The organism is Nocardioides sp. (genome assembly GCF_044226765.1).
Lineage (GTDB): Bacteria > Actinomycetota > Actinomycetes > Propionibacteriales > Nocardioidaceae > Nocardioides.
Window position 1 is genome coordinate 84,489 of sequence record NZ_JBGAGJ010000005.1, and the last position, 24,471, is coordinate 108,959.

Below are 24,471 nucleotides of genomic sequence, written 5' to 3' on the forward strand. Positions count from 1 at the left end.
AACGCACGATGAGAAGCTTCCTGGGACGCGACATCCTCTCGCTCAAGGACGTCGAGCGGGACGACTACTTCCGGATCTTCGAGGTGGCCGAGCAGCTTCGTCCGCACGCGGAGAACCGGCGCAACGCGGACCTGCTCCGGCACAAGACGCTGCTCACCGCGTTCTACCAGCCGAGCACCCGCACGAGGCTCTCCACCGAGGCCGCGATGCACCGCCTCGGGGGCCACGTGCTCGGGTTCTCGGACGCCAAGATGACCCGCGCCGGCGACTTCTACCAGGAGTCGATGAAGGACACGGTCAAGATGCTGGAGTACTACGGCGACGTGATCGCGATGCGGCACCACGTCCAGGGCGCTCCGCACGAGGCAGCCCGGTGGGCGTCGGTGCCGGTCATCAACTGCGGTGACGGCTGGGGCGAGCACCCCACCCAGGTGCTCACCGACCTCTACACCATCTGGCGGGACCGGGGCACGCTCGACGGGCTGTCGGTCCTCTGCGTCGGTGACATGCGGATGCGCACCATGCACTCGATCCTCTACGCCTCCTCGCAGTTCGACATGGACATGATGGTGGTCTCGCCGCCCGAGCTGTCGCTGCTGGAGGACTTCACGGTCGAGCTCGACGAGCGCAGCGTGCGCTACCGCGAGGTCGAGTCCGTCGAGGAGTGCCTCGGCGAGGCCGACGTGATCTACATGGAGCCGGTCGTCCAGGCCGACTACACCGAGTCCCGGGTGGACCCGACGGCCGAGCGCGGGACCACGCCTGCGGCGTACCGGGTCACCGGGGCGCTGCTGCGGGCGGAGGCCAAGCGCGACGCGATCGTCCTGCACTCGCTGCCGAGGATGGATGAGCTCACCACCGACGTCGACAGCACCCGGCACGCCCGCTACTGGGCGGAGGCCGCGAACGGCGTCGCCCTGAGGATGGCGCTGCTGTCGCTGGTCCTCGGCGCGATCGAGTAGCGGGGAGGCGGACGAGGTGCAGACCCATCTTCGTGGCCGCGACGTCATCGACCTCCAGGACTGGACGAAGGACGAGATCGACACCCTGCTCGACGTCGCGTTCGCACTGAAGCGCGAGCGGGCGCTCGGGCAGCCGCACCCCTACCTGCGGGACAAGGTGCTGGCGATGCTGTTCTTCTTCGCAAGCACGAGGACGCGGGCGTCGTTCGAGGCCGGGATGGCCCAGCTCGGGGGTCATGCGCAGTTCATCGAGAGCCGCTCCACCCAGATCGCGCACGGTGACACCGCCAAGGAGATCGGCGAGATCCTCGGTCGCTACAACGACGGGATCGCGATCCGCAACGTCGACTGGGGCCTGGGCAACGCCTACATCCGCGAGGTCGCGGCAGCGAGCCGGGTGCCGGTCCTCAACATGCAGTGTGACCACTTCCATCCGCACCAGGCGCTGGCGGACCTGATGACGATCATCGAGCGCTTCGGCGACCCGCGTGGCCGGACGGCGACGGTGAGCTGGGCGTGCGCCCGGAGCTACTCCAAGCCGCTCAGCGTCCCGCAGAGCCTGATCATGCTGCTGCCCCGGTTCGGCATGAACGTCCGGCTGGTGCACCCGCCCGGCTTCGACCTGATGCCGGACATGCTCGAGCAGGCACGGGAGAACGCCCGCCTCGGTCACGCCTCATTCGAGATGCTCGACGACTTCGACGAGGGCATCCGCGGGACCGACGTCGTCTACGCCAAGGGCTGGGGTGCCGTGCTCACGACCACGGACCCGGACGAGGAGGCCCGGCTGGTCGACTCCCACCCGTCCTGGATCGCCGACCAGCGCCGGCTCGCGACCGCGAACGAGGACGCGATCTACATGCATCCGCTGCCCGCCGAGCGGGGCGTGGAGGTGACCGACGAGGTCATCGACGGGCCGCAGAGCGTCGTCTACGACCAGGCCGAGAACCGTCTGCACGGCCAGAAGGCCGTCATGGCACTGACGATGGGCTGAGGTGCAGGCCATGAGTCGACACGCCCTCCGCAGCGGGACCTGCAGTCGGGTCACCGCCGACGGACCTTCGCCCCTACTCCAGCAGGCACCCGCGTGAGGAGGCTTCATCATGGTGACCGCAACCGCCTACTGGCGTCCCTCGACCGTCACGCAGGCCATCGAGCTGCTCGAGCTCCCCGGCGCCGTGGCGCTCGCCGGAGGCACCCGGCTCAACGGTGACCCGTCGCCCGACCGGGTCGAGGTCGTCGACCTGCAGGCGCTCCATCTCGAGGGCTTGGTCCCCGAGGACGGGGAGCGGCTGCGGATCGGCGCGCTGACCACGCTGCAGCAGCTCGCCGACGCCGCCGAGGCGCCCACCGTCGTCCGTGAGGCGGCGCGCCGGGAGCGGCCGAGCACGCTGCGCGCGCAGGGCACGGTCGGCGGCTGCGTCGTGACCGGGGACCCCGAGAGCGAGCTGCTCGCCGCGCTGCTGGTGCACGAGGCGCTGGTCCAGGTCGAGACGAGCCTCGGCAGCGGGACCGTGCCGCTGGAGCGGCTGCTCGGTGTCCTGCCGCTCGCGCCCGGTCGCGTGGTCACCGCCGTCACCATCAGCACCGACGGCGTCGCCGCGGTCGCGCGCACGGCACGCACCCCCGCCGACCGAGCCATCGTCGCCGCGGTCGGCCGTCGCTCCGACGCGGGGCGACGCGTCGCCGTCACCGGAGTGGCACCCACCCCGGTCCTCGTGGACACCGGTGTGGAGCTGGACCCGGTCGGGGACTTCCGCGGGTCGAGCGAGTACCGCCGGGCCCTGGCGGACGTCCTGGTCGCCCGAGTGCTGGAGGAGATCTCATGACCGACATCGAGCTCACGCTCAACGGGCGACGGCGGCGGCTGACCTGCGAGCCCGGGGAGTCCTTGCTGACGGTGCTCCGCGGCCTGGGCTGCTTCAGCGTCCGGTACGGCTCCGAGACCGGCGAGACGGGAGCGGCCGCCGTGCTCGTCGACGGCCGCCTGGTGTCCGCCGACGTGCTGCTGGCGGCCCAGGCCGGTGGTCACGAGGTCACGACCGTCGAGTCGCTGAACGTGGCGACGGGCGAGATGCACCCGATCCAGGCCGCGTTCGTCGAGTCGGGTGCGCTGCAGTCCGGCTACTCGGCCGGCGCCATGGTGCTGGCGGCCAAGGCCCTGCTCGACCGGGTGCCCGACCCGACCGAGTGGGAGGTCCGCGACGCGTTCTCCGGCATCCTGGACCGCGAGACCGGCTACGTGAAGGTGGTCGACGCGGTGCAGCGGGCCGCCGCGCTGCTGCGGGGCGAGAAGCCCGAGCCGATGGCGCCGGTGCTCGTCCAGCGGCTCACCGACGGTGGTGGTGCGCCGGTCCCGGACGCCCCGGCCGCCATGCCGCGCCTGGTGCCGGCAGCAGACGTTCCGGCGACCACCGTGGTCGGCCACGGTGTCGCGAAGGTCGACGCGCTGAAGCTCGTCAAGGGCAACCCGGCGTTCGTCGACGACGTCGAGCTGCGCGGCATGCTCTTCGCCAAGATCCTGCGCAGTCCGCACGCGCACGCCCGCATCGTCGCGATCGACGACTCCGCGGCCCGCGCCCTCCCGGGCGTCCACGCCGTGCTGCACGCGTTCAACACCCCACGGGTCAAGTACGCCTCGGGCGGCCAGAGCTGGCCGAACCCTCGGCCGTGGGACCAGGTCAGCTTCGACGACAAGGTCCGGCACGTGGGCGACCGGGTCGCCGCCGTCGCTGCCGAGACGGTCGCCGTCGCCGAGCAGGCGTGCCGGCTGATCGAGGTCACCTACGAAGTACTGCCGGCCGTCTTCGACGAGGTCGAGGCCATCAGTGGGAGCGCGCCGGTGATCCACGACGAGGACGACACCGAGGGGATCGAGGACGCGGCTCACAACGTCCCGCGCCGCGTCGACGGGCAGACGGTGACCGACGCCGAGCTCGAGGCCGCGTTCTCGCGGGCCGAGCACGTCTTCGAGCAGACCTTCCACGTGCAGCAGCAGCAACAGACACCGATCGAGCCCCACATCGTGATCGGCTGGCTGGACGAGGACGAACGCCTGGTGCTGCGCAGCTCCACCCAGGTGCCCTTCCACGCCCGGCGGATGGTGGCGCCGCTCCTCGGCCTGCCGGTCAGGCAGATCCGGGTCGTCAAGCCACGCCTGGGTGGCGGGTTCGGCGGCAAGCAGGAGATGCTCCTCGAGGACGTCGTCGGACACCTGGTGCTCGCCACGCGCCGACCCGTCCGGCTCGAGCTGACCCGGGAGGAGGAGTTCGTCTCCTCCCGGATCCGCCACGCCCAGACCGTCTCGTTCAGGTCCGCCCTCGACCGCGACGGCCGGCTGCTCGCCCAGGACCACCACGTCGTCGGCAACACGGGGGCGTACGCCACCCACGGCTTCACGGTGCAGTCGGTCTCCGGCCAACGGGGGCTGTCGCAGTACAACTGCCCGGCCAAGCGGTACACCGCCGACGTCGCCTACACCAACCGGCCGGTGGCCGGGGCCTTCCGGGGCTACGGCGCACCGCAGGCGCTCTTCGCGCTCGAGTCGCACATGGACGACATCGCCCGGAGCCTGGACCTCGACCCGGTCGAGCTGCGCCGGAGGAACTGGGTACGGACCGGGGACCCGCTGGACATCCTGCCGGCGCTCGGGGAGCGCGGCGCCGCCGAGATCGCGGGGGAGCTGCCACGGGTGACGAGCTGCGCCACCGACGAGTGCGTCGCGCAGGCACAGCGGGCCATCGGCTGGGCGCGGCGCGACGACCCCTCGTGGAAGCAGCCGCCGGACCGCCCGCATGTCCGGCGGGGGATCGGGTTCGCCCTCTGCATGCAGGCCACCAGCATCCCCAACCTCGACATGGGCGGGGCCTCGATCAAGATGAACGACGACGGGTCGTTCAACCTGCTCGTCGGTGCCACCGACCTGGGCACCGGCGCCGACACCGTGCTGGCCCAGATCGCCGCCGAGGTCCTGGGGGTCGGGACCGACGACGTCCTCGTGTACGCCGCCGACACCGACATGACGCCGTTCGACGTCGGTGCCTACGCCGACAGCACGACCTACATCTCGGGCACGGCGGTGAAGAAGGCGGCCGAGGCGGTGCGTGAGCGGATCGTGCTGCGTGCCGCCCGCCTGCTCGGGCTCGACGACCCGTGCCGGGTCGGGGTCAGGGGTGGTCAGGCGTGGGCGCCCGACGGGCGCTCGGTGTCGCTGGCGGACGTCGCGCTCCACGCCCTGCACGTCGAGGACCAGGAGCAGATCATGGCGACGGCGTCGTACGTCTCGCCGGAGTCGCCGCCGCCGTTCGCGGCCCAGGTCGCCGAGGTGGAGGTCGACGTGGACACCGGTCAGGTCACCGTCGTCAAGCTGGTCATGGCGGTCGACTGCGGAGTGGCGATCAACCCGACCACGGCCAGCGGACAGGTCGAGGGCGCCATGGCGCAGGCCCTGGGCTACGCGCTCACCGAGGACCTGGTGCTCGACGAGGACGGCCGGGCCGTCAACGCGCGACTCGGCCCCTACTGGATCTTCCGGGCCGACGACATGCCGCCCACGGAGGTGTACCTCGTGCAGACGATGGAGCCGAGCGGCCCGTTCGGTGCCAAGTCGGTCGGCGAGATCGGCATCGACGGGGTGGCGCCGGCGGTGCGCAACGCGATCCTCGACGCGACCGGCGTGGCGGTCAACGAGCTGCCGATGACGCCCGAGCGGGTGTGGCGCGCCCTGCACGCCTAGGTGGGCTGCCGTGTCCGACCAGCTGGTGGTGCGAGGCGGGACCGTCGTGGACGGGGCCGGCAGGAGGCGCGCCGACGTGCTCGTCCGGGAGGGGCGCATCGCGGCCGTGGCGGACGGCGTCGGTGCCGAGGTCGCGGCCACCGCCGAGGTCGTCGACGCAGGCGGGGCGTACGTCGTGCCGGGCGGCATCGACGTCCACACCCACTTCGCCCTGCCCGTGGGTGCGGTCACGTCTGCCGACGACTTCGAGTCGGGCACGCTGGCCGCGGCGTGCGGCGGCACCACCTGCGTGGTGGACTTCGCCGGTGCCGGGCGTGAGCCGTGGCACGAGGCGCTGGCGACCTGGCACGACCGGGCCCGCGGCCGGGCGGTCGTCGACTACGGCTTCCACCTGACGGTCACCGAGCTCCCGACCGATGCGGACGCCGCGGCACAGCGCTTCTCCGCGTTCGCCGAGCAGGGTGTGACCAGCGTGAAGCTCTACCTGGCGTACCCGGACCGGCTCATGGTCGACGACGAGACCCTCGCGCGGGCCCTGGCCGCCTCGCGTCGTACCGGCGTGCGGGTGTGCGTGCACGCCGAGGACGGCGTGCGGGTCGAGGCCCTCACGGCCGGGGCGCTCGCGGCGGGCCGGACCGGGCCGGACGCCGTCCCCTCCGTGCGCCCGCCCTCGGTCGAGGCCGAGGCGATCGGCCGCGCGACGGCCCTGGCCGGCGAGGTGGGTGCGTGGCTCTATGTCGTCCACCTGTCCAGCGAGGCGGGCCTGCACGCGGTCAGGACGGCGCGCGCGGCCGGTGTCGACGTCCACACCGAGACGTGCCCGCACTACCTGCACCTCGACCGGTCGCACCTCGATGCCGGCGACCCGGACTTCGTGTGCGCGCCACCGCTGCGCGGTCCGGCTGACCGTGCCGCCCTGTGGGCCGCTCTCGCGGCCGGCGACGTCGAGGTGGTCGCGACCGACCACTGCCCGTTCACCCGGGAGGACCGCCGGCGGGGGACCGGTGGGGCGGGGTGGACGGACTTCACCGCGATCCCGGGTGGGCTGAGCGGCGTCGAGACCCGCCTCTCGCTGGTGTACCAGGGCGTCGTCGCCGGCGGGCTGTCGCTGGAGCGCTGGGTGGATGCGACGTCCGGCGCCCCGGCGCGCCTGTTCGGGCTCGACGGCACCAAGGGTGCGGTCCGCCCCGGCCTCGACGCGGACCTCGTGGTGTTCGACCCGGGTGCGACCCGCACCCTCGACGCGTCGAACCTCCACTCGCGCAGTGACCACAGCCCGTTCGCCGGGATGGTCGTCACCGGGTGGCCGGCCGCGACGATCAGCCGGGGCGAGGTGGTCGCCGTCGGCGGCGAGCCGACCGGACCGAGGCCCGGCCGGGGCCGCTTCGTCCGGCGGGCGCCGCTGGTGCTCGGTCGCCGCGTCCCGGGTGACCGGAGGCCGGCATGACCACACCCACCGTCACCGTCAACGGCCGGTCGTTCTCCCTCGCCGGGGTCGCACCGCACACCATGGCGCTGGAGTGGCTGCGCAGCATCGGGCTCACCGGCGCCAAGGAGGGGTGTGCCGAGGGGGAGTGCGGCGCCTGTGCCGTCATGGTCGCACGACCCGACGGTGACGGCTCGCGGTGGACGGCGATCGACGCCTGCCTGGTGCCTGCGGTCGCCCTCGACGGCCAGGAGGTGGTCACGGTCGAGGGCCTCGGCACCGCGGACCACCTGCACCCCGTCCAGCGGGAGGTCGCGGTCCGCGGCGGCTCGCAGTGCGGCTACTGCACCCCCGGCTTCGTGTGCAGCATGGCGGCGGAGTTCTACCGGGCCGACCGCCCGGCTCGACCCGGCGGCTTCGACCTGGGCGCGCTCGACGGCAACCTGTGCCGCTGCACCGGCTACCGCCCGATCCGCGACGCCGCCGAGGCGCTGGGAGCCCCTGCGGCCGACGATCCCCTCGTGGGGCGGCTCCGGAGACCGGCGCCCGCACCCGTGGCGACCCGGGTCGAGCATCCGACGGGCGTCTTCCGGCGTCCCGCGGACCTCGCGGAAGCCCTCGAGCTGCTGCGCGACCACCCGGATGCGGTGCCGGTCGCGGGCGGCACGGACTGGAGCGTCGACGTGAACCTCCGCGGCACCCGGTCGCCGTACGTCGTCGCGATCGACCACCTGCCCGAGCTGCGCAGGGTGTCGGTGCCCGTCGTGACCACCGAGCCGCTCGAGATCGGCGCCGCGCTCTGCCTCGCCGACGTCGAGCGCGCGCTCGCGGGGCGGGTGCCGCTGCTGGCGGAGCTCTTCCCCCTGTTCGCCTCACAGCCGGTCCGCAGCTGCGCGACCATCGGGGGCAACCTGGCGACCGCCTCCCCGATCGGGGACCTCGCGCCGGCCCTGCTCGCCCTCGAGGCGACCGTCCTCCTGGTGTCCGCCGACGGTGGTCGCGAAGTGCCGGTCGAGGCCTTCTTCCCCGAGTACCGGCGCTCGGCGCTGCGTCCAGGAGAGCTCGTCCGGGCGGTGCGGATCCCCCGGCCGCTGGCCGGACTGACCGCCTTCCACAAGGTGACCAAGCGCCGTCACGACGACATCGCGAGCGTCGCGGTCGCGTTCGCCCTGGAGGTCGTCGACGGCGGGGTCGGCCGCGCACGGATCGGGCTGGGGGGCGTGGCCGCGACGCCGATCCGTGCGCGGGCGGCCGAGGCCGCGCTCGAGGGGCGGCCCTGGACGGCCGACACCGTCCGGGCCGCCGGCGTCGTCCTCGGCGGGGAGGGGACGCCGATGGACGACCACCGGGCCAGCGCCGCCTACCGGGCGGCGATGCTCGAGCAGGCCCTCCACGCGCTCTTCACCAGGCACCCCTCAGCCGAGGAGGACTGCTGACATGAGCGAGCCGTCCCCCCGTCTCGACGGTCCCTCCGTCGGCCTCGCGGTGCCGCACGAGAGCGCGGCCCTCCACGTCACCGGTGCGGCGCTCTACACCGACGACCTCGTGCTCCGGACGCGTGGCTGCCTGCACGCCCACCCGGTGCAGGCCCCTCTCGCCCACGCGCAGGTGACCGCCCTGCGGACCGTGCCCGCGCTTTCGGTGCCCGGCGTGGTCCGGGTGCTCACGGCCGCCGACGTCCCGGGCGTCGGTGACGCCGGCGTGGGGGGTGACGAGCCGCTGTTCCCCAGCGAGGTGATGTACGCCGGCCATGCGGTGTGCTGGGTGCTCGGCGAGACGTTCGAGGCGGCGCGGCGTGGTGCTGCGGCGGTGCAGGTGGACTACGAGCCACTCCCGGCCGTCGTCCGCCTCGACGAGGCGATCGCGGCCCGCAGCTTCCAGGGTGCGCGACCGACGATCGAGCGCGGCGACGTCGAGCGGGCGCTCGCCTCGTCCGCCCACGTCTTCAGCGGCGTGACGGAGACGGCCGGCCAGGAGCACTTCTACCTGGAGACCCAGTGCGCGCTGGCGCAGGTCGACGAGTCCGGCCAGGTCTTCGTGCAGAGCAGCACCCAGCACCCCGCGGAGACCCAGGAGGTGGTCGCCCGCGTCCTGGGCGTGCATCAGCACCAGGTCACGATCCAGTCCCTGCGGATGGGCGGCGCCTTCGGCGGCAAGGAGATGCAGCCGCACGGGTACGCCGCCGTCGCGGCCCTGGGCGCGGTCGTGACCGGCCGGCCGGTGCGCGTCCGGCTCACGCGACCGCAGGACTTCACGATGACCGGCAAGCGTCACGCCTTCCATACCGAGTGGCGCGTCGGCTTCGACGCCGACGGGCTGCTGCAGGCACTCGACGCGACGCTCACCGCCGACGGCGGCTGGAGCCTCGACCTCTCCGAGGCGGTGCTGGGCCGGGCGCTGTGCCACGTCGACAACGCCTACTGGATCCCTCACGTGCGGCTGCACGGACGGATCGCTCGGACCCACAAGACCTCGCAGACGGCGTTCCGGGGCTTCGGGGGGCCGCAGGGCATGCTCGTGATCGAGGACGTCCTCGGTCGCTGCGCGCCGCTGCTCGGCCTGGACCCGCAGGACCTCCGCCGGCGGAACTTCTACATCGACGGCCAGACGACGCCGTACGGCCAGGTCGTCCGGCATCCCGAGCGCATCCACCGGGTCTGGGACGAGGTGCTCGCCACAGGCCACGTGGAGGAGCGGCGGGCGGAGATCGCTGGGTTCAACGCCGCGCACCCCCACGTCAAGCGCGGGCTGGCGGTGACCCCGGTCAAGTTCGGCATCTCCTTCAACTTCGTGGCGTTCAACCAGGCCGGCGCCCTCGTGCACGTCTACAAGGACGGGTCCGTGCTGGTCAGCCATGGCGGCACGGAGATGGGCCAGGGCCTCCACACCAAGGTGCTGCAGGTCGCCGCGACGACCCTGTGCGTCCCGCTGGAGCGCGTCCGGCTCGCCCCCACCCGCACCGACAAGGTGCCGAACACCTCCGCCACCGCGGCGAGCTCGGGAGCAGACCTCAACGGCGCAGCGGTGCAGCGGGCGTGCGCGCAGCTCCGGGAGCGCCTCGACGAGGTGGCGGCCGGCCGGGACCTGGGGTGGGAAGTGCTGGTCCGCGAGGCGTACCTCGCCCGGGTGCCGCTGTCCGCGACGGGCTTCTACCGGACGGAAGGACTGGAGTGGGACCCGTCCCGCATGCAGGGGCGGCCGTTCAAGTACTTCGCGTACGGCGCGGCCGCTGCCGAGGTCGAGGTCGACGGCTTCACCGGTGCCACCCGGACGCGGCGCGTGGACATCGTCCACGACGTCGGTGACAGCCTCTCGCCGCTCGTCGACCTCGGCCAGATCGAGGGTGGCTTCGTGATGGGTGCGGGGTGGCTGACGCTGGAGGACCTCCGGTGGGACGAGTCGGACGGGCCTGGCCGCGGGTGGCTGACGACCCGGGCGGGGAGCACCTACAGGCTGCCCAGCATCGCGGAGATGCCCGAGGAGTGGCACGTGTCGCTGCTGCGGGACGCGCACGAGGACGGTGTCGTCCACGGCTCCAAGGCCGTCGGCGAGCCGCCGCTCATGCTCGCCTTCTCGGTGCGCGAGGCGATCCGCGCTGCCGTTGCCGCCTTCGGTCCCGGCGGCACGAGCGTCGAGCTGCCGACGCCGGCGACCCCGGAGGCGGTCTTCTGGGCGATCCAGCGCGCCCGGGGAGGTGGCTGACGTGGACTGGCTCACCGCGGTCGAGCAGCTGCGGCAGGAACGCCGCGACGGGGTCCTCGTCACCGTCACGGAGGTGCGGGGCCACGCGCCGCGCGCGGCCGGCGCCAAGATGGTCGTCGCCCTGGCGGAGCCCCGCCCGCAGGCGTGGGGGAGCATCGGAGGCGGGAACCTCGAGGAGACGGCGCTGGTGCGCGCGGCCGAGCTGCTCGCCGGACCACCGGGGCCGCCGGTGCTGCTGACGGTCGAGCTCAACGACACCGAGCGCACCGAGCACGGTCGCCAGTGCTGCGGCGGTGTGGTGACCGTGCTGCTCGAGCGGCTCCCCGTGCTGCCGGCGGTCGCCGTCTTCGGAGTCGGCCACGTGGGTCTCGAGCTCGCCCGGATCCTCGCCCGTCACGAGCTGGAGCTCCACCTGGTCGACTCACGACGCGACCGGGTGGACCCTCGAGCGCTCGCGTTCCTGGACGACGGGCTGGCGTCGCTGCGGCTGCACCACGCCCCGGTGCCCGAGGTGGTGCTCGGTGTCGTGCCTCGCGGGACGCAGGTGGTCGTGATGACGCACGACCACGCCGAGGACTTCGCGCTCTGCGACGCGGCCCTGCGCTGCCAGCACCTCGGTTCCATCGGGCTGATCGGCTCACGGGCCAAGTGGCGCCGCTTCCAGCGGGCTCTCGCGCTCGAGGGCCACACCGCGGAGTCGATCGCGCGCATCCGGTGCCCCATCGGGCGCCCGGACCCCGCAGGCAAGGACCCGGCCACGATCGCGCTCGGCGTCGCCGCCGAGCTCGTCGCGCGATGGGCATCGTCGGTCGACGCACCTGCAGCGCGAGACTGAGTGGGAGATATCGGAGGGTTGTCGGCACCTCGTGCCGGTAATCCTCCGACTTCTCGCGCCACGGCGACCGCAACCCGGGAACCAGCGGCAACCCGACGCCCGCCGCACCCGCGAGCCGTCGGCGGTCACCGCCCTGCGTTGGTGCGGGGGTCTCGACAAGCTCGACCACCGGGCTTGACCGGTGGTCGAGCAGCGAGCGCCAGCGAGCGTCCGTCGAGACCCCGTACGCCGGCTGTCGGCGGTCACCGTCCCGGGCGGGTGCTGGGGTCTCGACAAGCTCGACCACCGGACGAGCTCGACCACCGCGGGAGAAGGAGGCCTCAACCGCGCAGCAGGGGCACCTCGAGGCGGGCGGCGAGCTCGTCGTACGTCGTGCCGTGGGTGGTGAGGACCGCGAGGCCGTCGGGGCGGACGTCGAAGGTCGCGTGGTCGGTGTAGACGCGGTCGACGCAGCGCACGCCGGTGAGCGGGTAGGTGCAGGCGGGGACCAGCTTGGGGGACCCGTCGCGGGCGAAGAGGGTCATCATCACGACGACGCGCTTGGCGCCGGTCGCGAGGTCCATCGCGCCGCCGACGGCGGGGACGGCGTCGGGCTCGCCGGTGTGCCAGTTGGCGAGGTCGCCGGCAGCGGAGACCTGGAAGGCGCCGAGGACGGCGACGTCGAGGTGGCCGCCGCGCATCATGGCGAAGGAGTCCGCGGAGTGGAAGTACGACGACCCGGGCAGCTCGGTGACCGGCTGCTTCCCGGCGTTGGTGAGGTCAGCGTCGACCTGGCCGGGTGGCGCGGCCGGGCCCATGTCGAGCATGCCGTTCTCGGTGTGCAGCACGATGCCGGAGCCGGTGGGGAGATGGTCGGCGACCAGGGTGGGGGCACCGATGCCGAGGTTGACGTAGGAGCCGGGTGGGATGTCGCGGGCGACGGCCGCGGCGATCTCCTCCCGGGTCAGAGGTCGGTCGTGGGGCAGGCTCACGCGACGACCACCCGGTCGACGTAGATCGAGGGGGTCACGATCGCCTCGGGGTCGAGCCGGCCGACCTCGACGACCTCGTCGACCTGGACGACCACGGTGGCGGCCGCGGTCGCCATCACCGGCCCGAAGTTGCGGGCGGTCTTGCGGTAGACGAGGTTGCCGCGGCGGTCGGCGCGGTGCGCGCCGATCAACGCGACGTCGCCGCGCAAGGGGAGCTCGAGGAGGTACGTGCGGCCGTCGATGACCCGGGTCTCCCGGCCGTCCGCGAGCGGGGTGCCGACCCCGGTGGGCGAGTAGAACGCGCCGATCCCGGCGCCGGCGGCGCGCATCCGCTCGGCCAGGGTGCCCTGGGGGACGAGCTCGAGCTCCACCTCGCCGGCGCGGTAGAGGCGGTCGAAGACCCAGGAGTCGCGCTGGCGGGGGAAGGAGCAGATCACCTTGCGGACGCGGCCTTGGCCCAGCAACGCGGCGAGGCCGGTGTCGCCGTTGCCCGCGTTGTTGGACACGATCGTCAGGTCGCCGGCGCCGGAGTCGATGAGCGCGTCGATGAGCGCGATCGGCATCCCGGCGAGGCCGAACCCGCCGACCAGGATGGTCGCGCCGTCCTCGATCCCGGCGACGGCCTCGGCAGCGGACGCACAGATGGTCGCCGTCATGGGCTGGTCAGGAGACGTTCTCGAGGACCACGGCGAGGGCCTGGCCGACGCCGATGCAGATCGCGGCGAGGCCGTACCGGTCGCCGGACTCGGCCAGTCGGGCGGCCAGGGTGCCGAGGATCCGTCCGCCCGAGGCGCCCAGGGGGTGGCCGATCGCGATCGCGCCGCCCTTGGTGTTGACGATCTCGGGGTCGGTCATGCCGTCGGCGAGCCAGCCGTCGATGCAGGCCAGGGCCTGGACGGCGAAGGCCTCGTTGAGCTCGACGGCGGCTATGTCGGCCCAGGTGATGCCGGCGCGGTCGATCGCGCGGGCGGCTGCCTGGACCGGGGCGTAGCCGAACATCGGGGGCTCCACTGCGCACACCCCGCGGCCGGCGACCCGGGCGACGGGGTCCAGGCCGATCGTCGTCGCCGCCGCCGCCGAGCCCAGCAGCACCGCGGAGGCGCCGTCGTTGAGGGGGGAGGCGTTGCCCGCGGTGATCGTGCCGCCCTCGGACGCGGGCCGGAACGACGGCTTCAACCCGGCCAGCGTCTCGACGGTCGAGCCCGGTCGGATGCCCTCGTCGCGGGCCAGGTCGACCCCGGGGACCGCGACGACGAGGTCGTCGTAGAAGCCCGCGTCCCAGGCCGCTGCCGCGAGCTGGTGGGAGCGGGCGGCGAGCTCGTCCTGCCGCTCCCGGGAGATCGAGAGCTTCTCGCCCAGCAGCTCGTTGGACTCGCCCAGCGAGACCGTCCACTCGGCCGGCATCCGGTCGTTGACCAGCCGCCACCCCAGCGTGGTCGACACCGCGGTCATGTTGCCGGCCGGGTATGCCCTCGAGGGCTTGGGCAGCACCCACGGCGCCCGCGTCATCGACTCCACCCCGCCGGTCAGGACGACGTCGGCATCGCCGCACTCGATGGTGCGGGCGCCGACGATCGCGGCCTCCAGCGACGACCCGCACAGCCGGTTCACGGTCGTCGCCGGCACCGTGACCGGGAGCCCCGCCAGCAGCACCGCCATCCGGCCGACGTTCCGGTTGTCCTCACCGGCCTGGTTGGCACACCCCCAGGCGACGTCGCCGATCCCGGCCGGGTCCAGACCCGGCGCCTTGGCCAGCACACCGGTCACCGCCACCGCTGCCAGGTCGTCGGGCCGCACCTCGGCCAGCGCGCCACCGAAACGACCGAACGGCGTGCGGACGGCGGCGTACACGAACGCAGAGCTCATGGCCGTGAGCCTACGGCCGGGTCGCCTGCCGTCCGGCAGGTCCGCGGACACCCGACGGGTCCGGCTGTCGAGGGGCGTAACGCGGTGGCCGTGCCGTGACAGGTAGCAGGTGACTCATCACTGCACCACTCGGGAGGGAACCCATGCAGTCGATCATGAAGTCGGCGACCGGGAGGGTCGTCGCACTGCTCACCGTGCTCGCCATGTGCCTGCTGTCCGCGCAGGCGGCCACGGCGTCGAGCCCGGCACGGACCGCGCAGGCCACGGCGCAGGCCTCGGTCCGACGGGAGGTCGCCAGGACCGCCCAGGGCGCCATGCACTCACGCATCGTCGGAACGACGGCGAACGGTCGCGACGTCACCGGGGCGTTCGTGCCGTTGCGGTTCGTCAAGAGCAACGGGCACGTGCTGGTGCGAGGCCTCGTGGAGGGGGTCGTGCACGGCGCCCACGGCAGCACGACGCGCTTCGCGACGATGAAGACGCTTCGGGTGAAGTCGATCAACGGCACGCCGGCCCGCGCCGGTCGCGCCGTCGCGGAGCGCGCGTCCTGCCGGGTCCTCGACCTGGTGCTGGCCCCGCTGGACCTGAACCTGCTGGGCCTGAAGGTGCACCTCGACCGCGTGGTGCTCAACATCGTGGCGCAGTCCGGGGCCGGCAACCTGCTGGGCAACCTGCTGTGCGCGGTCACCCACCTGCTCGACGGTGGGTTGGGCGGTCTGCTGGGCCGGGTGACGAACCTGCTCAACCGGATCCTGGGAGCGCTCCGGCTGGGCTGACCCCACCACGGCGACCTCATGGACCGGCGGTCCGGCCGCGGTCCCGAGGCCGAGCACCTCGTCCCCCGCGGGTGCCGGTCATCGGGTCGCGGCCGGGCCGCCCTCGCTCGTGACCGTCGCGTCGACTGGTCAGAAGCCGGCGGCGGCGCTCGCGTCGGGCGCGGCTGGGTCGGCGAGCTCGCGCCACCGGCGTCGGGTGCGGAGCTCCTCCTCGATCCGCTCGGCCACCGCCAGCGCGTCCGCGCCCTGGCCCGATCCCGCCTTCACGGCGAACGGATCCAGCCGGTGGTCCGTCGCCGGCGTGACGCCGCGCACCTGCAGCCTCACGACGGCGCGACCCTTCTTCGAGGTCTCGACACTGACGCCGGCGAGGTCGTCCCACGCGACGACGTGGACCCGCTCCGTGCCACGGCGGGCTGCGTCCGACGCGCTGCGAGTGATCCGGACGCCGTCGAGCAGGACGTCGAGCCGGGCGTGGCGGCTCATGACGTGGGTGTCGCTCACGTGGCGAGTGGACCACACGAAGGTGAACAGATCCGCGGGATCCTGCGCCGGACGGGCGGCTCCGGCGCCGCACCCGGCTCCGACCGGTCCAGACCAGTGGCCCGGATCGTCCCCCGTCGACCTCACGCTGTCCGTGCGGGCCCGCGCCGTTCGTCTCCAGGGTGCAGGCCGACCGCCCCGGTGGCCCCTGATGCGAGGAGTGACCCATGACCGTCTACGCAGCAATCATCTACACCTCCGACGTCGACTGGACGGAGCCGCAGTACGCCGACCAGATGGCGGAGTACGGCGCCTTCGGTGCCGCTGCCGCTGCCGTCATCCGCGGTGGCGCCGCGCTCTACCCCACCTCGACCGCGACCCAGGTCCGGGTCGACGCCGCCGGCGAGACCGTCTCCAGCGACGGCCCGTACGCGGAGACCAAGGAGGCGCTCACCGGGTTCTACCTGCTCGAGTGCGCCGACCTGGACGAGGCGATCGCCTGGGCGGCGCGGATCCCCGCCGCACGCGACGGCGTCGTCGAGGTCCGGCCCGTCATCCCGATGGAGGGCTGACCGGGCGCGCCCGACCGACCGTGACCGACCAGGCACGTCGCGCCCTGACCCTGCTCGTCCGCGAGTCGGGACGCGACGTCCTGGCCACGCTGGCCCGCACGACCGGCGACCTGGGCCTGGCCGAGGACGCCGTCCAGGACGCGGTGCTGCGCGCCCTGGAGACCTGGCCGCGCGACGGGGTCCCGCCCAACCCCGTGGCGTGGCTGCGGCTCGTCGCCCGGCGGCGCGCGGTCGACCTGGTGCGCCGTGAGCAGGCACGCCCCGGGAAGGAGGCGATGGCGATGAACTCCCTCGAGGACGACTGGGAGGAGCCCGACCTCGACCGTTCCACCGTCGAGGACGACCTCCTCCGACTGGTCTTCACGTGCTGCCACCCGGCGCTGTCGGTCCCCACGCAGGTGGCGCTCGCGCTGCGCACGCTCTGCGGACTCTCGACCGCGGAGGTCGCCCGCGCGCTGCTGGTGCCCGAGCAGACGATGTCGAAGCGTCTGACCCGCGCCCGGGAGAAGATCCGGCTCGCCGGCATCCCCTACCGCATCCCACCCGACCACGAGCTCCCCGAGCGCTGGGCCGCGGTGCTGCTCACCGTCTACCTCCTGCTCAACGAGGGGTACGCCGCCACGGCCGGTCCCGACCTGGTGCGGCCCGACCTCGTCGGGGAGGCCGAGCGGCTGGCGCGCCTGCTGGTGCGGCTGCAGCCCGACGACCCGGGCGCGACCGGCCTGCTCGCCCTCGTCGTCCTGCAGGACTCCCGCCGCGACGCCCGGGTGGGCACCGGCGGGGAGGTGGTGCTGCTGCCGGACCAGGACCGCGGCCGGTGGGACCGCGGACGTGTCGAGGAAGGCGTGCGGCTGGTGGGTGAGGGACTGCGCCGGTCCCCCGAGCGACCGGACCGCTACGTGGTCCAGGCGGCGATCGCCGCCTGCCACGCCCTCGCTCCGACCTACGAGGACACCGACTGGGACGCCGTCGTGTCGTGGTACGACGTGCTGCTCACCCTCGACCCGGGCCCGGTGGTGCGGCTCAACCGCGCGGCCGCGGTCGCGGAGCGCGACGGTGCGGCGGCCGGGCTCGCCCTGGTCGACGAGGTCGACGGGCTGCAGGGGTACGCCTACTGGCACGCCACCCGGGCGGTGCTGCTGCGCCGGCTCGGCCGGAACGAGGAGGCCGAGGAGGCCGACCGCCGGGCGGCGGCGCTGCCGCTCAACGACCCCCAGCGCGCGTTGGTCGCGGGATCCCGCGTCGTCGACTGACTCGGACCGCTCGCCCTCAGACGGCCAGGGACAGGACCAGCCCGGACGCGAGGAACGTGGCGAGCCCGAGCGCCAGCGCCCGGGTCGAGGGGGAGGGCAGGTGCCGGCGCCAGCCGGTGACCTCCCCGCCCACGCCGTGGAACCCGTGGGTGAGCGCGTGACCCTTGCCGCGCCGCAGCAGCCACCGGTTGACCGGGTACGCCGCGACGAAGGCCGCCACCAGCGCCGCCGCCATCGACAGCCAGAAGACGGGGTCGGACAGGCCGGCGTCCATGGCGCCGGGCACGAGGGCCACCACGACGTTGTCGACGACCTCCATGGTCGCGATCGACAGCGTGTCCGCGGCCGCCACCAGGCCGAGCGCAGCGCCGACCGCGAGCCCGACCCGCAGCAGCGGCAGGGACGACAGCGCGAAGCCGAACCCGAACGCCAGGGCCACTGAGAGGGCGATGGTGGCGCCGTTGCCCAGCCCGACCGCGGCGCCGATGACCAGGCCCGCGATCTCGCCGATGGCGCAGCCCGTCAGGCAGTGCAGCGTGGCCGAAGCGGCCATGCCGCCGAGGCCGTGGGTTCCCTGGTGGTGGCCGGTGTGGTCATCGTCATGGTGGCCGGTGTCGTGGCCGGTGGGGGTGTCGTCGGTGTCCATGGCCCTCCCAACTGATACCCCCCGGGGGTATATTCCGCCCGCCGGGCCGTTCCCGGAGTTCACCACGCCGTCGACCGGGGTTCGTGGCGAGGGGGGCTCTCGGACGGCTCGCCCTGCCTTGCTGGTGCCATGACCGTGATCCGACTCGGGACCGACCACCACCACCCGATCCTCCTCAGGCCGAGCATCCAGGAGTGGCAGGCACGGAGGTCCGTGCTGCGGACGCTCCGGGCCGGCACGACCATCACCGTCGCCCTGATGGTCCTGCCTGGCCTCCTCTCGAGCCGCCCGGTGCACAACGGGCTGACCGGGGCGGTCGTCGGCCTGTCCGCGACCCTCCTCGCCGGGCTCGGGCTCTACGTCGCCCACTCCTACGTCCGGCCGTACCTGCGGGTGCGCGGGCTGGTCGGCGCCCGGACACCCGTCGGTGAGCCCTCCGCCGACGACGGCCACCCGACGGCCGCTTGACCCGTCCGCTCGCACCACCCGCCCGGTGGTTGAGCGGCCACCTAGTGTCGGGTCCATGGGCGAGAGGATCGTGGTCCGGGCCGCCGACGGTGACGCCGAGGCGTACCTGACCGGGGCGGCCGGCCGGCCAGGGGTGCTGCTCTACGTCGACGCGATCGGGCTGCGACCCCAGATCGAGGACATGGCCGACCGGATCGCGTCCTGGGGGTACGTCGTCCTCGCGCCGCACGTCTTCTACCGCGACGGCACGGCCGCGGACCTGGCCCCGCGCGCCGACCTGCGGGCACCCGGCGAGCGTGAGGAGTTCTTCGCGTCGGGTGTCGGCGACCGGGTCGCGGCCCTCACCCCCGAGCGGTCCGATCCGGACTCCGACGCGTGGCTGCTGGCGCTCCAGGAGCGCGCCGGGAACGGCCCGATCGGCGTCACCGGCTACTGCATGGGTGCCCGCCTGGCGGTGCGGGCCGGCGGCCGGTTCCCGGGTGCGGTCGCCGCCGTCGGCGGCTTCCACGGCGGTCGCCTGGTCACCGACGACGCCGACAGCCCGCATCGGGCGATCGCGGCGGCGACGGCGGAGCACGCCTTCGGGCACGCCGACCACGATCCCTCGATGCCGCTCGAGCAGGTCGCAGAGCTCGAGGAGGTGCTCCGGCAGACCGGGCGGCCCTACCTCAACGAGGTCTATGCCGAGGCTCCGCACGGCTACACGATGGCCGACACGTCGATGTACCGGGAGGCGGCCGCCGAACGGCACTACCGGGTGCTCGAAGCGCTGCTGGCGCGCACCCTCTGAGCGCGGCCCGCGACGCATGGTGACGGCGCCGACCGGGTACCGCCGGCGCATGCCGCAGCAGCAGTGGAGCAAGAAGCGCGAGCGCCAGTACGAGCACATCAAGGAGGGGCTCGAGGAGCGGGGGCGCGACGAGGACACTGCCGAGGAGATCGCCGCCCGCACGGTCAACAAGGAGCGTGCGCGCAGCGGCGAGGCGAAGCAGGGCAGCAAGACCTCGACCGACGACATCTCGTCCTCCCGACGCGGCGGCCTGCGCTCCCACCGCGGTGCCGGCGGGCGGACCCGCGACCAGCTCTACGCCGAGGCCCGGCGCAAGAACATCAAGGGCCGGTCGACGATGACCAAGGCCGAGCTCGAGGAGGCCGTCGACCGCTGACCCGGTCGCACCCACCCGGTGGCGGCCCCGCCGGGCACCCCTTCGGGTGGTGTGCGGTCTAGACCACGGTGCCAGGATCGGCACCGGTGAGTGTCTCGCCCTCGCCCCAACGCTCGTGAGGAGGTGGGGATGGAGGACCGTCGTGCCGCCACGCAGCGGCTCTTCGAGGAGGCCCGCGACGGCGCCGGAGACCGGCGGCGCGCGGTGGAGGACCGCATCGTCGAGCTGAACATGACCGTCGCCTCCGACTGCGCCCGCCGCTACCGCGGCCGCGGCATCGCGACCGACGACCTCGACCAGGTCGCCTTCCTCGGCCTGGTGAAGGCGGTGCGCGCCTTCGACCCCGGTCGCGGTCACGACTTCCTCTCCTTCGCCGTGCCGACCATCCGCGGTGAGCTGCGCCGCCACTTCCGGGACCAGGGCTGGGCGCTCCGGCCGCCCCGCTCCATCCAGGAGCTCCAGACCCGGATCCTCGCCGCCGAGGGTGAGCTCGCCCAGCAGCTCGGTCGGTCGCCGCGCCCCTCCGACCTGGCCCACCACCTCGACGTCGACCTCGAGCAGGTCCTCGACGCCCTGGCCGCCGCCGGCTGCTTCAGCCCGGCGTCGCTGGACGCGCCGGCGCCCGAGGGCGAGGAGCCGATCGGAGACCGGCTCGGGGAGGTCGACGCCGCATTCGCCGGGGCCGACGCCCGGGTCACCCTCGCCGCGGTCATGCGGGGGCTGACGCCGCGCGAGCGCCGCATCCTCGAGCTGCGGTTCTTCGGCGGCTACACCCAGGCCGAGATCGGGGCCGACATCGGCGTCACCCAGATGCAGGTCTCGCGGCTGCTCAACCGGATCCTCGCCCGGCTCAGGGAGCGCGCGGACGACTCCGGTCGTACCCTGTCCGCGTGACCCACGGCGAGCCGGCGCACGCGCCGGCCGACGGACCCGGGCGTGTCCCCGACCTCGACCGCGACCGCCTCGAGGCGCTGCAGCTCGAGCGGCTGCGGACGACGCTGCACGCGGCGTACGACCGCGTCCCGCACCACCGGCAGGCGTTCGACGCGGCCGGGGTGCGACCCGACGACCTGCGCTCGCTCGCGGACCTCGCCCGCTTCCCGTTCACCACGAAGGCCGACCTGCGTGACACCTACCCGTTCGGCATGTTCGCGGTGCCGCGCGAGCAGGTCGCCCGGGTGCACGCCAGCAGCGGGACGACGGGGCGGCCGACGGTCGTGGGCTACACGGCGACCGACCTGGAGACGTGGGCCGAGCTGATGGCCCGGTCCCTGCGGGCGGCGGGCGGCCGGCAGGGGGACGTCGTCCATGTCGCCTACGGCTACGGCCTGTTCACCGGTGGTCTCGGTGCGCACTACGGCGCCGAGCGGCTCGGCTGCACCGTGGTGCCCGTCAGCGGCGGGATGACCGAGCGGCAGGTCCAGCTGATCGTCGACTTCGCGCCTCGGGTGGTGATGGCGACGCCGTCGTACTTCCTCGCGATCCTCGACGAGATGGACCGGCAGGGTGTCGACCCGCGCAGCACCGCGATGGAGGTCGGCGTCTTCGGGGCGGAGCCGTGGACCGACGAGATGCGGCGCGCGATCCAGGAGCGGTCCGGGGTCCGGGCGGTCGACCTCTACGGGCTCTCTGAGGTGATGGGACCCGGGGTCTCCGCCGAGTCGGGGGACACGCAGGACGGACTGCACGTGTGGGAGGACCACTTCCTCCCGGAGGTCGTCGACCCGGTGACCCTGGTGCCGGTGCCCGACGGCGAGCCCGGCGAGCTGGTGTTCACCTCCCTCACCAAGCAGGCGATGCCGGTGGTCCGCTACCGCACCCGCGACCTGTCCCGCCTGCTGCCGGGCACCGCATTCCCCGTGTTCCGGCGGATGGAGAAGGTCACCGGACGCACCGACGACCTGATGATCGTGCGCGGCGTGAACGTCTACCCCAGCCAGGTCGAGGAGCAGATCCTCACGGTGCCGGGGCTCGCGCCGCACTACCTGTGCGTGCTGACCCGGCCGGGCAGCCTGGACGAGCTGACGGTGCAGGTCGAGGCGACCGAGGCCGCGCAGGCCGAGGGGCGAGGGCCGGAGCTGGCTTCCCGGCTCGCCGAGCGGGTCAAGGAGCGGATCGGGGTCACCGCGCATGTCGAGGTGCTGGCGCCGTACGCGCTCGAGCGGTCCCTGGGCAAGGCCAAGCGGATCAGCGACCGCCGGTCACGTCAGTAGACGGCCGGCAGGTCCGACGCGCGGCCGGTGGAGCGGGGCGCCTGTGGCGGCACCGGTGCCGTTTCACCATGGTCTGTTGGTGAACCTGCACTTCCCATGGTGTGCCCGCCGTGGGAAGTGCTGGTCCAGCAACAGACCGTGATGAACCTGTGGCTGCCGACCCGCGGGGCCCAGGCACGCGCCGGATGCAACCGCTCGGCGCCGGTCAGGTCAGTAGACCGAAGGCAGGTCCGACGCGCGGCCGGTGAAGCGCGGCGCTCGCTTCTCGCGGAACGCGGCGACGCCCTCCTGGCCGTCGCCGAGGGACGTCCAGTACATCGCCAGCGAGTCGGACAGGTGCGCCTCGAGCGGGTCGGCGACGGCGGAGTTGCGGTAGAGCAGCCGCTTGGCCAGGCCGAGCGCGACCGGCGACCGGCCGACCACGAACGAGCGCGCGAGCTCCTGGGCGGCCGGCAGCAGCTCGTCGGGCTCGTGCAGGCTGCGCACCAGGCGGCCGGCGAGCGCGGCGTCCGCGGTGAGCACCTCGGCGGAGTACACCCACTCCAGCGCCTGCTGGATGCCGACGATCCGGGGGAGGAACCAGCTCGAGGCCGCCTCCGGCACGATCCCGAGCCGACCGAAGACGAACCCGATCCGGGCGCGCGTGGAGGCGAGCCGCAGGTCCATCGCCAGGGTCATCGTCGCGCCGATGCCGACCGCGGGGCCGTTGATCGCCGCGATCACGGGCTTGGGCAGCGCGTGGATCGCCAGGGTCACCTTGCCGCCGGTGTCGCGGACGCCGTCGGCGTACGGCGGCTGGTCGTACGCCGCCCGGAACTCCTCGACGCCGGGGCGGAGCGTCTCGTCGAGACCGAACACGTTGCCCTCGGCCGCGAGGTCCATCCCGGCGCAGAACGCCCGGCCTGCGCCGGTCACGACGACCGCGCGGACGGCGTCGTTGCGGGCGTCCTCGCGGAACACCTGCTCGAGCTCGGCGGCCATGGTCAGGTCGAACGCGTTGAGCTGGTCGGGCCGGTCGAGGGTCAGCGTCGCGACACCGTCCTCGTCGACCGACCAGTCGATGGTCTGCCAGGTCATGGTCGGCGGCTCACCCGGTGACGCTCTTGGGCAGGCCGGTCGCCGTGCAGAGCGCCTTCGGGATGTCGCCCGTCCGGTCGTCCTTGATGTAGCCGAACATCTGCTTGGACCGGTCGGGGTCCCAGTGCACGGCCAGGTCGGAGATCGGCACCACGCAGCTCAGCCCGACGTGGGTCATGGCCGACGCCCACTTGGCGGCCTGGAAGGGCCCGGTCCCCTCGCCGAAGGCGAAGAAGTCGGGCACCGCCATGTTCAGTCGCCAGTAGCGCACCGGGTTGATGAAGGTCCACGGCGACAGCACCTTGTCGCCGACCGCGCTGACGACCTCGCGCTGGTGCTTGACCCGGTCGATGTCACCGATGCCGGAGGTGTGGCGCGAGCGTGCGTACCCCAGTGCCGTGGTGCCGTCGACCTCCTGGCACCCCTTCTTGATGTCGAGGTTGGCCAGCTTGTCCTTCATGTTCGTGGTGGGACAGATCTCGATCCCCCCGACCGCGTCCACCACGCCCGCGAGCCCGCCGAGGCCGATCTCGACGTACTCGTCGACGCGGATCCCCGTGTTCTCCTCGATCGTCTTGGTGAGCAGCTTCGGCCCGCCGTAGGCGTAGGCGGCGTTGATCTTGGTCGTCCCGTGCCCCGGGATGTCGACCAGCGAGTCGCGTGGGATCGACATCAGCAGGTTGGGCCCGCTGCCGGTGTGCAGCAGCATGATGGTGTCGGTGCGCTGACCGGACGCGTTGCCGGTGCCGTACTTCTTGCGCTCCTCCTTGGTCAGGCCGGCGCGGGAGTCGCTGCCGACCATCAGGTACGTCGTCCCGGGCTGGTCGTCGGGGCGCTTGCCGGACGGCTCGAAGGCGACCTCGTCGACCTTGGTCCAGGCGTAGAGCGGCACCGCGATGAGGTAGACCACCCAGAGCAGCAGCAGCGCCAGCACGAGCGCGATCCAGAAGCGCGGTCCGCGTCGCCGTCGCGCCGGGCTCGGGCCGGGAGGAGCGGTGGGCGGCGGCGCGGCCGGCGGCGGCGTCGGAGCCGTGGACCGGGCCGGCGGGGGCTGCTGCCCGACCGGGGGCGACACGGGACCCTCGGGGGGCACGGGCGGCTGGGTCGGGCGGGACATGGTCGGCATCATCCGGGTCTCGTCGGGCCGCGGCTCGCCGCCGGCCGGCGGGTTCGCGCCGTAGAGCCAGGTGAAGTCAGGAGCGTCGTCCCCGGACGCACCATCCTGCCGAGGACGGTCGGTCATGGCGCCGACGGTACCGGGTGGCACCCGACACGGCCGCTTCGGCGCGTCGCGTCACCGTGTGACGGGTGTGACTGGTG

At 73.4% G+C, this 24,471-nt stretch carries 23 protein-coding genes; 16 read left to right on the top strand and 7 right to left on the bottom strand.

Features of this window, described 5'->3' with window-relative positions:
- The first annotated feature begins 8 nt into the window (after nucleotides 1-8).
- From pyrB to xdhC, 8 genes are all read left to right on the top strand, one after another.
- Nucleotides 9-962 carry an aspartate carbamoyltransferase gene (gene pyrB, locus ACILRH_RS12535; protein WP_395693749.1) on the top strand — a complete coding sequence of 318 codons (954 nt, stop codon included), beginning with the start codon at nucleotides 9-11 and terminating at the stop codon, nucleotides 960-962.
- 16 nt (nucleotides 963-978) lie between these two features.
- The gene (locus ACILRH_RS12540) at nucleotides 979-1,956 is read left to right on the top strand and encodes an ornithine carbamoyltransferase (RefSeq protein WP_395693750.1); all 978 of its coding nucleotides are present in this window, start codon (nucleotides 979-981) and stop codon (nucleotides 1,954-1,956) included.
- A 109-nt stretch (nucleotides 1,957-2,065) separates the two neighbouring features.
- Complete coding sequence (locus ACILRH_RS12545) at nucleotides 2,066-2,791, top strand: FAD binding domain-containing protein (protein ID WP_395693752.1); 726 nt, start codon at nucleotides 2,066-2,068, stop codon at nucleotides 2,789-2,791.
- Complete coding sequence (locus tag ACILRH_RS12550) at nucleotides 2,788-5,697, top strand: molybdopterin-dependent oxidoreductase (protein ID WP_395693754.1); 2,910 nt, start codon at nucleotides 2,788-2,790, stop codon at nucleotides 5,695-5,697. Before ACILRH_RS12545 ends, ACILRH_RS12550 begins: the two co-directional genes overlap by 4 nt.
- 10 nt (nucleotides 5,698-5,707) lie before the next feature.
- Nucleotides 5,708-7,144 (top strand): dihydropyrimidinase, encoded by a 1,437-nt coding sequence (gene hydA, locus ACILRH_RS12555; RefSeq protein ID WP_395693755.1) that lies wholly within the window; start codon nucleotides 5,708-5,710, stop codon nucleotides 7,142-7,144.
- Entirely contained in the window at nucleotides 7,141-8,559 is a 1,419-nt protein-coding gene (locus ACILRH_RS12560; RefSeq protein WP_395693757.1) for a xanthine dehydrogenase small subunit, read from the top strand. Before hydA ends, ACILRH_RS12560 begins: the two co-directional genes overlap by 4 nt.
- A 1-nt stretch (nucleotide 8,560) precedes the next feature.
- On the top strand, nucleotides 8,561-10,825 hold the full coding sequence (locus ACILRH_RS12565) for a xanthine dehydrogenase molybdopterin binding subunit (RefSeq protein WP_395693759.1): 2,265 nt from the start codon (nucleotides 8,561-8,563) through the stop codon (nucleotides 10,823-10,825).
- Nucleotide 10,826: 1 nt separating this feature from the next.
- Complete coding sequence (gene xdhC / locus ACILRH_RS12570; RefSeq protein ID WP_395693761.1) at nucleotides 10,827-11,660, top strand: xanthine dehydrogenase accessory protein XdhC; 834 nt, start codon at nucleotides 10,827-10,829, stop codon at nucleotides 11,658-11,660.
- Nucleotides 11,661-11,980: 320 nt separating this feature from the next.
- Here the strand turns inward: xdhC and ACILRH_RS12575 are convergent, their stop codons facing one another.
- The 3 genes from ACILRH_RS12575 to ACILRH_RS12585 are packed head-to-tail and all read right to left on the bottom strand — an operon-like array spanning nucleotide 11,981 to nucleotide 14,497.
- Nucleotides 11,981-12,625, bottom strand: a complete 645-nt coding sequence (locus ACILRH_RS12575; protein ID WP_395694125.1) for a 3-oxoacid CoA-transferase subunit B — start codon at nucleotides 12,623-12,625, stop codon at nucleotides 11,981-11,983.
- A gap of 2 nt (nucleotides 12,626-12,627) precedes the next feature.
- Nucleotides 12,628-13,287, bottom strand: a complete 660-nt coding sequence (locus tag ACILRH_RS12580) for a 3-oxoacid CoA-transferase subunit A (protein WP_395693763.1) — start codon at nucleotides 13,285-13,287, stop codon at nucleotides 12,628-12,630.
- Between the two features lie 7 nt (nucleotides 13,288-13,294).
- Nucleotides 13,295-14,497, bottom strand: coding sequence for a thiolase family protein (locus ACILRH_RS12585; RefSeq protein ID WP_395693764.1), 1,203 nt, complete (start codon nucleotides 14,495-14,497; stop codon nucleotides 13,295-13,297).
- A 143-nt stretch (nucleotides 14,498-14,640) separates the two neighbouring features.
- Here ACILRH_RS12585 and ACILRH_RS12590 point away from each other — a divergent pair, with 143 nt between their 5' ends.
- Nucleotides 14,641-15,273 carry a hypothetical protein gene (locus tag ACILRH_RS12590; RefSeq protein WP_395693766.1) on the top strand — a complete coding sequence of 211 codons (633 nt, stop codon included), beginning with the start codon at nucleotides 14,641-14,643 and terminating at the stop codon, nucleotides 15,271-15,273.
- A 129-nt stretch (nucleotides 15,274-15,402) separates the two neighbouring features.
- On the opposite strand, the gene ACILRH_RS12595 is transcribed toward ACILRH_RS12590, so the two are convergent.
- Nucleotides 15,403-15,777 (bottom strand): hypothetical protein, encoded by a 375-nt coding sequence (locus ACILRH_RS12595; protein WP_395693767.1) that lies wholly within the window; start codon nucleotides 15,775-15,777, stop codon nucleotides 15,403-15,405.
- A 206-nt stretch (nucleotides 15,778-15,983) separates the two neighbouring features.
- On the opposite strand from ACILRH_RS12595, the gene ACILRH_RS12600 reads away from it, so the two are divergent.
- Both ACILRH_RS12600 and ACILRH_RS12605 read left to right on the top strand, forming a co-directional pair.
- A complete protein-coding gene (locus tag ACILRH_RS12600; protein ID WP_395693769.1) occupies nucleotides 15,984-16,328 on the top strand; it encodes a YciI family protein in 345 nt (114 codons plus the stop codon).
- 20 nt (nucleotides 16,329-16,348) lie between these two features.
- Nucleotides 16,349-17,581, top strand: coding sequence for an RNA polymerase sigma factor (locus ACILRH_RS12605; protein WP_395693770.1), 1,233 nt, complete (start codon nucleotides 16,349-16,351; stop codon nucleotides 17,579-17,581).
- Nucleotides 17,582-17,597: 16 nt separating this feature from the next.
- On the opposite strand, the gene ACILRH_RS12610 is transcribed toward ACILRH_RS12605, so the two are convergent.
- A complete protein-coding gene (locus ACILRH_RS12610; protein ID WP_395693772.1) occupies nucleotides 17,598-18,227 on the bottom strand; it encodes a DUF4396 domain-containing protein in 630 nt (209 codons plus the stop codon).
- 129 nt (nucleotides 18,228-18,356) lie between these two features.
- Here ACILRH_RS12610 and ACILRH_RS12615 point away from each other — a divergent pair, with 129 nt between their 5' ends.
- The 5 genes from ACILRH_RS12615 to paaK all read left to right on the top strand — a co-directional run bounded on the left by ACILRH_RS12615 (nucleotide 18,357) and on the right by paaK (nucleotide 22,074).
- A complete protein-coding gene (locus ACILRH_RS12615) occupies nucleotides 18,357-18,695 on the top strand; it encodes a hypothetical protein (protein WP_395693774.1) in 339 nt (112 codons plus the stop codon).
- Between the two features lie 55 nt (nucleotides 18,696-18,750).
- Nucleotides 18,751-19,485: a dienelactone hydrolase family protein gene (locus ACILRH_RS12620; protein WP_395693776.1), complete on the top strand. Its 735-nt coding sequence runs from the start codon at nucleotides 18,751-18,753 to the stop codon at nucleotides 19,483-19,485.
- A 49-nt stretch (nucleotides 19,486-19,534) separates the two neighbouring features.
- Complete coding sequence (locus ACILRH_RS12625; RefSeq protein ID WP_395693778.1) at nucleotides 19,535-19,861, top strand: plasmid stabilization protein; 327 nt, start codon at nucleotides 19,535-19,537, stop codon at nucleotides 19,859-19,861.
- Nucleotides 19,862-19,990: 129 nt separating this feature from the next.
- Nucleotides 19,991-20,755: a SigB/SigF/SigG family RNA polymerase sigma factor gene (locus ACILRH_RS12630; RefSeq protein WP_395693780.1), complete on the top strand. Its 765-nt coding sequence runs from the start codon at nucleotides 19,991-19,993 to the stop codon at nucleotides 20,753-20,755.
- On the top strand, nucleotides 20,752-22,074 hold the full coding sequence (gene paaK, locus ACILRH_RS12635; RefSeq protein ID WP_395693782.1) for a phenylacetate--CoA ligase PaaK: 1,323 nt from the start codon (nucleotides 20,752-20,754) through the stop codon (nucleotides 22,072-22,074). The genes ACILRH_RS12630 and paaK overlap by 4 nt, the downstream gene beginning before the upstream one ends.
- Nucleotides 22,075-22,284: 210 nt before the next feature.
- Here paaK and ACILRH_RS12640 read toward each other — a convergent pair whose 3' ends face one another.
- Nucleotides 22,285-23,151, bottom strand: coding sequence for a crotonase/enoyl-CoA hydratase family protein (locus ACILRH_RS12640; protein WP_395693784.1), 867 nt, complete (start codon nucleotides 23,149-23,151; stop codon nucleotides 22,285-22,287).
- Between the two features lie 10 nt (nucleotides 23,152-23,161).
- Entirely contained in the window at nucleotides 23,162-24,394 is a 1,233-nt protein-coding gene (locus ACILRH_RS12645) for an LCP family protein (protein WP_395693786.1), read from the bottom strand.
- Nucleotides 24,395-24,471 lie beyond the last annotated feature (77 nt).